The 12,388-nt window shown below is 75.0% G+C and carries 11 protein-coding genes; 4 read left to right on the top strand and 7 right to left on the bottom strand.

Annotated elements, in window-relative coordinates; all coding sequences use genetic code 11:
• Positions 1–476: 476 nt before the first annotated feature.
• From AB0G17_RS05955 to AB0G17_RS05940, 4 genes are all read right to left on the bottom strand, one after another.
• On the bottom strand, positions 477–2,561 hold the full coding sequence (locus AB0G17_RS05955; RefSeq protein ID WP_361376099.1) for an FUSC family protein: 2,085 nt from the start codon (positions 2,559–2,561) through the stop codon (positions 477–479).
• 269 nt (positions 2,562–2,830) lie between these two features.
• Entirely contained in the window at positions 2,831–3,760 is a 930-nt protein-coding gene (locus AB0G17_RS05950; RefSeq protein ID WP_361376096.1) for an NADP-dependent oxidoreductase, read from the bottom strand.
• Positions 3,761–3,857: 97 nt separating this feature from the next.
• Positions 3,858–4,970 (bottom strand): endonuclease/exonuclease/phosphatase family protein, encoded by a 1,113-nt coding sequence (locus AB0G17_RS05945; RefSeq protein ID WP_361376093.1) that lies wholly within the window; start codon positions 4,968–4,970, stop codon positions 3,858–3,860.
• A 72-nt stretch (positions 4,971–5,042) separates the two neighbouring features.
• A complete protein-coding gene (locus tag AB0G17_RS05940; RefSeq protein WP_361376312.1) occupies positions 5,043–5,810 on the bottom strand; it encodes an alpha/beta fold hydrolase in 768 nt (255 codons plus the stop codon).
• 127 nt (positions 5,811–5,937) lie between these two features.
• Between AB0G17_RS05940 and AB0G17_RS05935 the strand changes: the two genes are divergently transcribed.
• Positions 5,938–7,272, top strand: coding sequence for a PLP-dependent aminotransferase family protein (locus AB0G17_RS05935; protein ID WP_361376090.1), 1,335 nt, complete (start codon positions 5,938–5,940; stop codon positions 7,270–7,272).
• 16 nt (positions 7,273–7,288) lie between these two features.
• Here the strand turns inward: AB0G17_RS05935 and AB0G17_RS05930 are convergent, their stop codons facing one another.
• Complete coding sequence (locus AB0G17_RS05930) at positions 7,289–7,576, bottom strand: hypothetical protein (RefSeq protein WP_361376087.1); 288 nt, start codon at positions 7,574–7,576, stop codon at positions 7,289–7,291.
• A gap of 81 nt (positions 7,577–7,657) precedes the next feature.
• On the opposite strand from AB0G17_RS05930, the gene AB0G17_RS05925 reads away from it, so the two are divergent.
• Positions 7,658–8,083 carry a hypothetical protein gene (locus tag AB0G17_RS05925; protein ID WP_361376084.1) on the top strand — a complete coding sequence of 142 codons (426 nt, stop codon included), beginning with the start codon at positions 7,658–7,660 and terminating at the stop codon, positions 8,081–8,083.
• Positions 8,084–8,394: 311 nt separating this feature from the next.
• Here AB0G17_RS05925 and AB0G17_RS05920 read toward each other — a convergent pair whose 3' ends face one another.
• On the bottom strand, positions 8,395–8,616 hold the full coding sequence (locus AB0G17_RS05920; RefSeq protein WP_361376081.1) for a hypothetical protein: 222 nt from the start codon (positions 8,614–8,616) through the stop codon (positions 8,395–8,397).
• 104 nt (positions 8,617–8,720) lie between these two features.
• A complete protein-coding gene (snpA, locus tag AB0G17_RS05915; RefSeq protein ID WP_361376078.1) occupies positions 8,721–9,401 on the bottom strand; it encodes a snapalysin in 681 nt (226 codons plus the stop codon).
• A gap of 223 nt (positions 9,402–9,624) precedes the next feature.
• Between snpA and AB0G17_RS05910 the strand changes: the two genes are divergently transcribed.
• Together AB0G17_RS05910 and AB0G17_RS05905 are read left to right on the top strand one after the other, a co-directional pair.
• Entirely contained in the window at positions 9,625–10,596 is a 972-nt protein-coding gene (locus tag AB0G17_RS05910) for a LysR family transcriptional regulator (protein WP_361376075.1), read from the top strand.
• A 229-nt stretch (positions 10,597–10,825) separates the two neighbouring features.
• A complete protein-coding gene (locus AB0G17_RS05905) occupies positions 10,826–12,304 on the top strand; it encodes a VWA domain-containing protein (RefSeq protein WP_361376072.1) in 1,479 nt (492 codons plus the stop codon).
• The last annotated feature ends 84 nt before the right edge of the window (positions 12,305–12,388 follow it).

Below are 12,388 nucleotides of genomic sequence, written 5' to 3'. Positions count from 1 at the left end.
GTGGGCTACGGCAGGTGGGACCGTTCACGCAGTTCCCCATGGTCCCCGTTTGCCTGCGGGCGGTGGTGGGCTGGGCGCGCAGTTCCCCGCGCCCCTGTTGGGCTACGGCAGGTGGGACCGTTCACGCAGTTCCCCATGGTCCCCGTTTGCCTGCGGGCGGTGGTGGGCTGGGCGCGCAGTTCCCCGCGCCCCTGGGGGTTAGGGGCGCGGGGAACTGCGCGAGCAACCCACGACCAGCCGCAGCCGAAGAACGACGCCCTCCGCGAAGCGGGCCACCGCACGGGCGGACGGGCGCCGACGGTGGGCGGGCACCCACGAGAGGCCCGGGCCTACGCAACCCCGCCGAACGGGCGGGCGGGTGGGCAAGACGCCCTCCGCGAAGCGGGCCGCCGCACGGGCAGACGGGCGCCGACGTTGGGCAGCCACCCACGAGAGGCCCGGGCGATCCAACCCCGCTGAACGGGCGGGCGGGTGGGCTAGGTTCCCGGGGACGCGATCGCCCGCGCCGCGCGGACCTCCTGGCGGAGCGGGGCCAGGACGCCCTCCTCGGGCCCGGTCAGCGACGCCCGTACCTCCACCAGCGTGGACGACGCCCGCACCCCCTCCGCCAGCGCGCGCAGCTCCCGCGCCACCTCCGCCACCTCCGCAGGAAGAGGCGCGGCCGCCCCGTGGTTCACCCGCACCCGCGCAGCCGTCGTCGCGTCCACGATCCGCTCCACCGCCACCACCAGCGGCCACCACGCCGCCGCCCGCGCCCCCGTCGGCGGCGGCTCGGTCAGCGCCCGCTGGAACTCGGAGCGGACCACCGACAGGTCCCGGTAGATCCGGCGCCGCCGCCGCACCCGCTCCGCGTGATCCCCGCCCCCGGCGTCCCGCCCGCCCCCGGCACCGTCTCCGCCCCCGGCACCAACACCACCCGCATCACGCGCGCCCCCGGCGACAACACCGCCCCCGGCGACACCCCCACCCCCGCCCCCACCCGAAAACGCGCACTCCAAATACCCCGCCGCATCCTCCACCGCATCCGCCAACCGGTCCCCGATCCGTGTGTGCCAGCTCTCCGGCCAGAGGAGGTAGCCCGCCACCAGGGAGATGCCGCAGCCGATCAGGCTGTCCCACAGGCGTGGCAGGACCAGGGCGAAGCCCTGGTGGTTCAGGACGTCCGACAGGAGCAGGATCACCGGGGTGATCGCCGCCGTCTGGAAGGCGTAGCCCTTCGCCGAGAACGCCGGGATCAGGGCCGCCAGCACCACCATCACCGGCACGTCCCACCACCCGCGCGGTACCTCCGCCAGCACCGCCGCCGCCGTGACCAGCCCCACCGCCGTGCCCAGCGCCCGCAGCACCGCCCGCGAGAACACCGAACCGAAGTCCGGCTTCAGCACGAACGTGACGGTCAGCGCCACCCAGTACGAGCGAGGCACCGCCACCAGCGACACCAGCGCCTGGGCGAGCCCGATGCAGAGCGCGAGCCGCAGCCCGTACCGCCAGGACGCCTGCGAGAACAGCACGTCGCGCGCGCCCCGCCGCAGCCGGATCCGCAGCGCCGCCGGGCGCCCGAGGCGGTCGTCGACGTTGTACGGGTCGGGGTCCGGCTTGTGCACCACCACCGCCGCGTGCCGCAGCGCCGCGTCCACCGCCCGCTCCGACGGCTTGGCGGGCTCCGGGAGCGCCAGGTCCGGCACCGGTCCCGTCCGCCCCTGCTCCACCGCCGCCGCCAACTCCCGTACGGCTGAAGGGATTTCCCCGGGCAGCGGGCAGCCCCTCACGTTCGCCGCCGGGGCCGCCTCCACCAGCGGGATCACCACGTTCAGCTGTGCCAGCAGCCGTACCAGCGGGCTGCGCCGTCCGTGGTCGCGGGTGCGGCGCGCGAGCACCAGGTCGTACGCCGTGTTGAGCGCCTGTGTGACCGCCTGCCGCTTGGCGTCGTACGCCGGTGTGCCCGCCGCCTCCAGCAGGTCGGCCACCGACCGGTAGGTGGCGGCGACGGCGGCCCGCTCCGGCACCCGGTTGCGCAGCGGCCAGCCGAGCAGGGTGAGCACCAGGACGAAGAGGCCGCCGAGGGCGAGCAGCAGCGGCGCCTTCCACCACGGCGACGGCATCGGCAGCCCGGCCCCGACCACCGCGTTCAGCAGGAGCAGCAGCCCGGACACGGACGCCACCGCGCCGATGGACGAGATCATTCCGGAGGCGAGCGCGACCAGCGTGAGCGCGGCGACCGCGAGCCAGCCGTCCCCGTACACCAGGGTGCCGAGCGTGACGCCGATCGCGCCGAAGAGCTGCGGTACGGCGATGTTGAAGACCCGCATCCGGTACGCGTCGGCGGTGTCGCTGATGACGCCCGACAGCGCGCCCATCGACACCAGCGCGCCGTACATCGGCTGATCGGTGGCGAAGCCCACCGCGAGCGGGGCCGCGAGCGCGACCCCGGCCCGGGCGACGGCGGGCCACACGATCGGCATGCTCTGCGGGCGCAACCCGCTGACCAGCCACTGCGGCGGCGCCAGCCGCACCCGTCCCCGGCCGCCCGGGCCCTTGTCCGCGTCGAGCTGTGCACTCATGGCATCAGTATGCGATCACGATGAATCGGGGCTTTTGGGCGGGTCTGCGGGTGGGGCTGCGGCCGGGCTGCGGGCGGAGCTTCGGACTGGGCCACGGGCCGCCCTCGGCACAATGGATCTTCGTGCCCGGGCCCGCCCCGACCATTCCGTAAGTCGAATGTTTATCCACAGGGTGTGGACAAACATTTCTCCGGCCATGCCGCCGGCTACGGCCACGCCGACGGCTATGGCTCCGGCTCCAGCTCCAGCTCCAGCTCCAGCTCCCGTGCCTACGGCACGAACAGCGTCTTCCCGCGCGCCCCGCCCGCCCGGTTCCGCTCCAGCGCCTCCGGCACCTTCTCCAACGGGTACTCCGCCTCCACGGGCACGTGCACCTCCCCCGCCAGTGCCACCGCGGCCAGCGCGTCGAGCAGCGCCCCCGACGCCGTGAGCCGGAAGTTCACGCCCCTCCCGGGCGGGGCCGCGCCCCGGGTGCTCAGCGCGGTGCCACCCGGACGCATCAGCCGCGCGTACGCGTCGAAGGCCTCCGCGTCCGCCGACGCCAGGTCGACCACCGCGTCCACCCCGCCCGGCACGGCCCGCGCGCACGCCTCGCGTACCGACTGCTCGGTGGAGTCGATCGCCAGCGCCGCGCCCAGCGCCCGCATCCGCTCCCGCTCGTCGCCCCGCACCACCGCCACGACCCGCACGTCCCGCGCCGCCGCCAGCTGGGTCAGCGCGCTGCCGACGCCGCCCGCCGCGCCCACCACCAGCAGGGAGTCGCCCGGTTCGAGCGCCATACCGGTGCGCAGGATCTGGAGCGCGGTCATCCCGGCCGTGGGCAGGGCCGCGGCCGCCCGCAGCGCGAGCCCGTCCGGCACCCCGGCGATCGTCGAGTCGTGCGGCATCGTCACGTACTCCGCGTACGTCCCCGTCCCCACCGGCGGCCGCGCCGCCTGCCCGTACACCGCGTCGCCCACCACGAACCGGTTCGCGCCCGGTCCGACCACGTCCACCCGGCCGGCGAAGTCGACGCCCAGGACCAGTGGGAAGACGTGCGGGGCCCGGCCGTCGAGGAGGCCGGCGGCGACCTGCCAGTCGAACGGGTTGAGGGCCGCGTACTCGACCTTCACCAGGACCTCGCCGGGGCCGGGCTCCGGCTTGGGGACATGGACGACCTCCGGCGGGGCCCTGAAGGCCTGGACCGCGACAGCGCGCATACGCGTACCCCTCCTGCTCGGCCCCCTGCCAACCCGGCTTCCGGACGGTCCGATCCTCACCCAGGAGCGCGCCGCCCGCACCCCGGGGAGCACCGTCCTAGCCGCCCCCGGACGGGCGCTGGCCCTCGAACAGTTCGAGGTCGACGAGGAGCGCCCGGTGGTCGGTCCCGCGCAGGGACAGGAACCGCGCCGCCCTGACCGCGAAGTCGTCGCCGCTGACCAGCACATGGTCGATCTGGGTCCGGAAGGGTGTGGTGCGGTCGGCGGGCCAGGAGTACGCGCGGGACCTGCCCGCGAGCCGGGCGCTGTCGTGCAGCGCGCCCGCCTTCAGGACCGACCGGAACGCGGCGTGGTCCTGGGTGGCGTTGAAGTCCCCGGCGACGATGACGGCCTCGCCCCTGGCCGACGCGGCGACGTCCCGTACGCGCCCCAGCTCCCGGCGCCACGTGCCCTCCCGGCCCGGCAGCGGCGGCTCCGGATGCGCGAGCTGGAGCCGCACGTTCCGCCCCGCCACCCGCGCCACCGCGCCCGGCATGGCCATCCCGGACGGGATCGTGGGGGCGCGCATGAGCGGGTACTTGCTGAGGATCGCGGACCCGGCCGAGCCGTCCTCGCGTACGACGTTCCGGTAGGGGTAGTCCGCCTTCGCCACCCGCTGCTCCAGCGCGTCCGCGCAGACGAAGGCGCACTCCTCGACGAAGACGAGGTCCGGCTTCTCGCGCCGCACCGCCGCGATCAAGTCGTCCGTCGACCGGCCGAATTCGGTGTTGGAGGTCAGGACGCGCAGTTCGCCGAGGGGGCGGCCGATCGGCCGGGTGATCTCGGCGCCGTACGGCTGGGTGTACCAGCCACTGACCGCCAGCACGGCGAGCGCCCACACCATCCCGGTCCGCCACCGCCCGAACGCGGCCAGGACGAGCCCGGCGCCGCCCGGCACCAGCAGCCACGGCAGGAAGGCGAGCAGCTGCGGCACGGGCGTGATCCCGTCGGTGTCGGCGGCCCGGCAGGCGACGACCGCGCTGACCCCGGCGAGGACCAGCCCGCCCAGGACGGCACTGGCCCGGCGCCAGGGGTGCGGGCGCCGCGGGGGTGGAGCCGCGGCGGCGTCCGTGGCGGGCCGGGGCGGCCACGCGGCGCCAAGGGGGTCGGCATGGGCGCCGGGATTGGCGCCGGGATTGGCGTCTGCGTTGGCGTCGGCGTTGGCCTCCAAGGGACCCTCCCGGTCGGCGATTCGACAGGCCGTTCCGCCCTCAAGTATCCGCCGGTGTGCGCCGTCGGCCCGTCAGGCCGTCAGATGGGCGCGCAGGGCCGCGTTGAACTCGGCGGGCCGCTCCAGGTTGGGCAGATGGGCCGCCGACTCCACGATCACGAGGGTGGATCCGGGGACCGCCGCGTGCATCGCCTCGGCGTCCTCGACCGGGGTGTAGGTGTCGTCGCGCCCGACCACGATCAGGGTGGGGACGGTGACGGTGGTGAGCAGCTCCCGGTAGTCGGGCCGCTCGGCCCGCCCGCGCAGCGCGGCGGCGGCGCCTTCGGGGTCGGTGGCGACCATCATCCGATGGACGTGCGCCTTCACGTCCGCGTCCGCGTACGGCGCCACCATCTTCTCCAGCACCTCGTCCGCGTACGGCTTCATGCCCTCGCGGACGAGCCGGTCGGCCATCTCGCGGCGGGCGGTGCGCCCGGCCGGGGTCTCGGCGGCGGGGAAGGTGTCCGCGAGGACGAGGCCGCTGATGCGCTCCGGGAAGAGCCGGTAGCACTCCATGACGATCTGGCCGCCCATGGAGAGCCCGCCGAGGGTGAAGCGCGCGATGCCGAGCCGGTCGGCGAGCGCGCGGACGTCCTCGGCGAAGTCGGACAGGAGGGTGGTGCCGGGGGTGACGGGCGCGCTGCCGTAGCCGCGCAGATCGGGGGCGACGACGCGGTGCGTACGCGCGAACTCCTCGATCTGGGGGTCCCACATCGTGCGGTCGAAGGGGTGGCCGTGGACCAGGAGCAGGGCGTCGCCCGTGCCTTGGTCGGTGTAGGCATGGGTGATCTCAGAAGCCATGTCAGGAGCCACGTAGGAAGCCGGGTCAGGTGCCGTGTCAGGAGCCATGCCAGGAGGCTAGGCGGGCCCAACTGCTCGGTGCAATAAGATCTTTGCTCTCGGTGCAATTGAGGAGGGGGTGGGCGGGGTGGACTACCTGCGGCTGGCGGACGGGGTGGCGAAGGCGATAGCCGACGGGAGGCTGCGCCCGGGTGACCGGCTGCCGCCCCAGCGCACGTTCGCGCGCCGCCACCGGGTGGCGGTCTCCACGGCGATACGGGCGTACGGGGAGCTGGTGCGCCGGGGCCTGGTGGTGGGGGAGGTCGGGCGCGGCACGTTCGTCCGGGCGGCGCCTCCGCACCCCGGGTCGGTGCTCGCGGAGGACAGCGGCCGCACGCCGGTGAACCTGGAGCTCAACTACCCCGTGGCGGAGGGCCAGTCGGAGCTGATGGCGCGCGGGCTGGCGGGCCTGGCCCGCCCGGACGTACTCCTTGAGGCCACCCGCCCGGCGGCGGCGGACGGCACGCCCGAGGCGCGCGCGGCGGCGGCCCGGGTGCTGGCCCGCCCCGGCTGGCACCCGGAGCCGGACCGCCTGCTGTTCGCGGGCAACGGCCGCCAGGCGATCGCGGCGGCGCTGTCGGCGCTGGTACGGCCGGGGGGCCGGGTGGGGGTCGAGGAACTGACGTATCCGCTGGTCAAGGCGGTGGCGGAGCGGTTGGGGATCGCCCTGGTGCCGATCGCGACGGACGGTTCGGGGATGCTGCCGTCGGCGCTGGAGGCGGCGCACCGGCGTACGCCGCTGAGCGCGGTGTACGTCCAGCCGACGCTGCACAACCCGCTGTCGCTGACGATACCCGCCGAGCGGCGGGCTGAACTGGCGCTTCTCCTGCGGGAGTTGGACCTGCCTGCGGTCGAGGACACGACCTGGGCGTTCCTGGCGGCGGACCGCCCCGGGACGCCCGCGCCGCTGGCGGCGTACGCGCCGGAGCGGACCGTCCTCGTGGACAGCCTGTCGAAGCGGCTGGCACCGGGCCTGACGGTGGGCTTCCTGAGCGTGCCCGAGGCGTACGGGGATGAGGCCGCGCGGGCGCTGCGGTCCGGGGCGTGGACGGCGGGCCGGTTCAACCTGGAGGCGGCCGTGCGGTGGGTGGAGGACGGGACGGTCGAGGCGGTGACGGCGGCGAAGCGGGCGGAGGCGGCGGCGCGGCAGGCGCTGGTGGCGGAGCATCTGGGGTCCTACGCGATCCGCACGGACGCCTCCTCGTACTACTGCTGGTGGGAGCTGCCCCAGCCGTGGCGGGCGGAGACGTTCGTGGCGGCGGCCGCGGGGGAGCTGGGGATCGCGGTGACGCCGGGCGCGGCGTTCGCGGTGGGCACGGCTTCGGCGCCGGACGCGGTGAGGGTGGGGCTGGCGTCGCCGGGGCGGGCGGCGCTGGGGGCGGCGCTGCGGGGGCTGGCGGGGCTGGCGGGACGCGGCCGGTGAGGCGGGGGGCGGGCGGTCAGGGCGGATCCGGGGCTGGGGCCGGGGCTTCGTTGGTCGGGGGAGACCGGCGTACGCGGCCGCTCAGCCAGGCCGTGAGGGCCAGGGCGAGGCCTGCGGCGACGGCGGTCCAGGCGGTGGTGCGCAGGATCGCGGTGAGGGTGTCGTAGACGCCTGCGGCGACGCCGGGGTCCGCGTGGGCGGGGAGGTCGGCGAGGGTGAGGACGCGGCCGAGGGCGACCAGGGCGCGCAGCCCGAGCCCGCCTGCGGCGATGCCGAGGCCGACGGCGGTGACGGAGGAGCGCACGGGTCCAGCCAACCCCGGGTTGCCGGGTGGGGCGCGCGGGTGTGGGCTGTATGGGGGAAGTGGAGTGGAAGGAGTTCCGCCATGTCCGCACACGCAGCGATGCCGGCGGGGCCGGCGCCGTCGTCCCGGCCGGGCCCGTTGTCCGCCCTGTCCGCCCGGCTCGGCCTGCCGCCGGCGCTGATCGCCCTGCCGGTGGTCATCGGGATCTTCTACGGCTTCTGGGCCGCGTCCATCAATCGCAGGGGCGCCGAGGTGACCGGCGGCAACATCGCGCTCGGCCTGGTGTCCGGTGCGGTGATCGCTGCGCTCGGGCTGGGGTTGCTGATGATCCAGGGCCGCCTGCCACGGGAGCTGCGGGCGGCGGCGTTCGGCACGTTGTTCGGGGCGGGGACGGGATTCCTGTACGCGCAGTCGGGCGAGAGCGTGTTCGGGGCGTCGATGATGGGGGCGCTGCTGGGGGCCGGGATGATGGCGGCGGCGTTCTACACGTTCTACACACGGGAGTAGACCGGCCCGCGGGGCCGGGCCGGCGGGGCTGCCCGGGCCCGGCCCACCCGCCCGCCGTTTCGGCGGGGTTGCCTGGGCCTTGCCCGCCCGCCCGTGCGGCGGGGTTGCGTGGGCCCGGGCCTCTCGTGGGTGCCCACCCGCCCGTGCGCCGGCCCGCTTCGCGGAGTGCGTCGTTCTTCGGCCGCGGCTGATCGTGGGTTGCTCGCGCAGTTCCCCGCGCCCCCAACCCCCCAGGGGCGCGGGGAACTGCGCGGCCGGCCCACCACCGCCCGCACACAAGCAGGGGGCTGGGCGTACGCAGGTGAAGGCCGTCAGAACAGCGGCAGCTGGCCCGGGAACGGGGCCGGCTCGAAGCCGTCCAGCGTGCGCTGCGCCTGAGACGCCGGTGCCCGCCGCTTCGACCCCGGGCAGAGCGTCAGCTCCCCGCCGCCCCCCGTGCGCGTACGCGGATCGTGGCGCACGTACTTGCCCGCCACCACGGCCACGGCACGGCCGCACGACGGGCACGGACGGCGGGGAGAGACACTCGGCATGCGTTCATGCTGCCAGAGGGGTACGACACCCAGGTGCCCCACCGGCCGCACGCCGCGTCAGTGGCGCAGGCCGGGGCTGGCCCCGACCCGTACCCTCGCGACCCTCACGCCGCCGGCTTGAACGCCGACGTCAGGCCGTTGCGCCACAGGCTGTTCACCCGCGACCGCTCCGTGCTGTTCGGGTACGCGTTCCTGCACGACGTGCCGGGGCCGCCGCCGGACATCAGCTCGCTGCACGGGCCCGAGTAGTGGTCCGGCAGACCGAGGACGTGTCCGGTCTCGTGGGCGACCACGCGGACCGAGTAGTACTGCTGGTTCTGCTGGTAGTCGAGGAAGATGTAGCCGCCGCCGTGGCCGTCCGTGGACGCGTACGAGCCGTTCGGGTCGTTGCCCTCGTAGTACGAGAAGTCCGCGCCGGAGGAGGATTCGGCGAGGCGTACGTTCTGCACCGAGGAGTTCCAGATCTGCGTGGACTGCGATATCTGGGAGCGGAAGCTCGGCGCGTTGCGGGTGCTGTAGTAGACGGTGACGGAGGCCGCCAGCGGGTTGGCGGCCCGCTTCTTGGCCACCAACTTCATCACGGCGTCGTAGAACGCCTTGTTGTTGGCCGCCTCCTTGGCGGAACCGGCGTACGACGAGCCGTGCGGCGCGTACGAAGCAGCAGCGGCGGAAGAAGACGAGGCGGAGGAGGGCGACGGGGCGGCGGCCGTGGCGGGGATCGCGCCGAGTCCGGCGAGCGCCAGACCCAGTGCGGTGGACAGGACGACAGTCCTCTGGTGTCTCATGGGGGGCTCCTGGTCGTTCACTTCGTGGGGGTGGTCCCGGTGGGTTGCCGGGGACCAGGGCGAGTGTCGGGGAGCCGGATGCGCGTGGGGATGATGACAACTGCCGATAACCCGGTGTTATCAGCGGCGATTCGGCCGTCCGTCCAGCCCCCGATAACCCCGCGTTATCGGCGGTGATTCGGCCGTCTAGCCCGGACATGACAATCCCTTTACCCTCGGGCGCATGGAGCTCGACGTGAGGCACCTCCGCGCCCTCTGCGCGATCGCCGACACCGGCAGTCTGCACAGGGCCGCGCGGCAGCTCGGCACCAGCCAGCCGGCCCTGACCACCCAGCTCCAGCGCATCGAACACTCCCTGGGCGGCCTGCTCTTCTCCCGGGAGCGCACCGGCTGTCGGCCGACCCCCCTCGGCCTGACCGTCCTCAGCCGCGCCCGCCCCCTGCTCGCCGGGATGGACGCGCTGGTCACCGAGGTACGGGCGGCCGTCGACGGGGTGGACGGACGGCCCCGGCTGCGCATCGGCTCGACCGCCAGCCGCGCCATCCCCGGCTGGCTGCGCCGACTGCGCGAACGCCTGCCCGGCACCGAGACCCAGCTCCACGTCGCCGTCTCCGCCACCGCCCTGCTCGGCCTGGTCGCGGCGGGCGAGCTTGACGTGGCCTTCGTCCACCAGGTGGAGGGCTGCCCGCTGCGGGTGCCGGACGGCCTCGACGTCCGCGTGCTCGTCGAGCGCGAGCCCCAGTTCATCTCGCTCGCCGCCGACCACCCGGCCGCCGCCCACGAGGTGGTGGACCTCGCCGAGCTGGCGGCGGACCGGTGGATGGTCGACCCCAGCGTGGACGGCGAGTGGGACGGGCTGCGGCGCGTCTTCGCCGCCGCCGGGCTCAACCCCCGTGTGCTGCACGGCGATTACCTCACCGCCGCCTCCCTGGTCGCCAGCGGCGAGGTCGTCACCCCCTGCCAGCCGACCTCCCGCCCGCGCCCGGACATGGCGATCCGCCCGCTGCGCGGCGACCCGCTGGCCGTACGGCTGCTGCTCGCCGCGCGGACGGGGGCGTACGAGGAGGCGCTGTACGGGACGGTCCACTCGGCGCTCGACGCGGCGTACTGGGAGGCGGCCCGGATGTCCGCGCCCTATCGCGCGTGGCTGGCCGGGCCGCTGAACAGCCCCCGTACCGCCCCCTGCATGCAGTAGGGCCGCCCGGGGACGAGTTGCGCCGGATGCCGTCGGGGGCGTAACCGGTAGGGCGTCGTCCGCCCCCTGCCAAGGTTGACCGGATCGGATCGCTAACCTTACGTGTCCACGCTCGTGGTCCCGCTCACGCGGCGTGGATATGTATGGATACGCACCACCATGCAACGCACATCGCACCCAACTCATGCGAAAGGCCTCGCCCATGGGCATTCGGAGCTTGCTGCGCAAAGTGTTCGGACGCGATCGCGACGCGGAGCGCGCCGACCTGACGGCGGCTCCGGCTCCGGCGGAGGAATCGACCCCCGCCGCCGCGGCCGGTGTACCGGCCCCCGCCGAGGAGTCCGCACCGGCCGCGTCCGCGTCCGCGACCCCGACCGTGCCGGCCCCGGCACGGCGTGACCTCTCCCCCGCGGAGGAGCTGGTCGCGGCGGCGTTCGACGCGAACCCGTCCCGCCCGGCGGTGCCGTCCCCGGCACGGCCGGCGGAGGACGCCTCCCCGGCCGAGACCCCGGCCCCGGCCGCCGCCCCGGCTTCGGGCGGCTCCGATGTCCCGCAGCCGCGGGGGGAGTCGCCGCTGACGGAGAAGGAGCCGGTGGAGGAGCCGGTGGAGGCCTCGGCGGAGGAACCGGTAGAGGCCTCGGTGGAGAAGCCGGTAGAGGCCTCGGTGGAGGAGGCGGTCGAGCCCGAGCCGGTGGTGGAGGCCGAGCCGGAGCCCGTAGCCGTCGTGGCCGAGCCCGAGCCGGAGCCCGCAGCCGTCGAGCCCGTGGCGGAGGCCGTCGAGCCCGTGGCGAAGGCCGTCGAGCCCGAGCCCGTGGCGGAGGCCGTCGAGCCCGAGCCGGTGGCGGAGGCCGAGCCCGCAGCCGCCGTGGCCGAGCCGGACCCGGAACCCGTAGCCGTCGTAGCCGAGCCGGAGCCCGTACAGCCCGAGCCCGAGCCCGTACCGGCCGAGCCCGAGCCGCAGGCCGTCGAGGCTCAGGACGAGCCGGTCGTCGCCGAACCCGACCCCGCCCCGGCCTCGCAGCCCGCCGCCGAGGCGTCCGCCGCCAAGGCGCCCGCCGTCGCCCTCGCCCGCGTCAAGTCCCGGGCCCCCGGCCTCGTCGCCCCCTACAAGGCCGCCGGGACGCAGCTGCGCAAGGCCGGGCTCGTGGGGGCGCGGGCCAAGGTGTACCTCGTGCTCGACCGGTCCGGGTCGATGCGTCCGTACTACAAGGACGGCAGCGCCCAGCACCTCGCCGAGCAGACGCTCGCGCTCGCCGCGCACCTCGACGAGGACGCCGCCGTCCACACCGTGTTCTTCTCGACCGAGCTGGACGGCACCGCCGACCTCTCCCTCACCTCGTACGAAGGCGTCGTCGACGAGACGCACGCCGCGCTCGGGCGCATGGGCCGCACCAGCTACCACTGCGCGGTCGAGGCGGTCGTCGAGCACTACGAGAAGAACCAGTACGACGGCCCGGCGCTGGTCGTCTTCCAGACCGACGGCGCGCCGGACGCCAAGGTGGCCGCCCGCCAGGCGCTCGCCGACGCGGCGGACAAGCCGCTGTTCTGGCAGTTCGTGGCGTTCGGCGACGACGACAGCAAGGCATTCGACTTCCTGCGGAAGCTGGACGCCGAGAACGCGGCGTTCTTCCACGCCGGACCCGCGCCCCTCACGCTGGCCGCCGCCGCGCTCCAGGCGGGACTCATCGGCGGGTTCGCCCGCCGCTAGTCAAGGGCACGGCAGCACCGTCACGGCCGGGCCCCTGTGGGAAGGGCCCGGCCGTGACCGGTTCCACCGGGCGCCCGCGGTTTA

Origin of the sequence: Streptomyces sp. NPDC023838, from assembly GCF_040639555.1 — a bacterium.
Taxonomy (GTDB): Bacteria; Actinomycetota; Actinomycetes; order Streptomycetales; family Streptomycetaceae; genus Streptomyces.
Note: the sequence above shows the minus strand (reverse complement) of the source record. Positions and strands in the feature narration are given on the sequence as shown.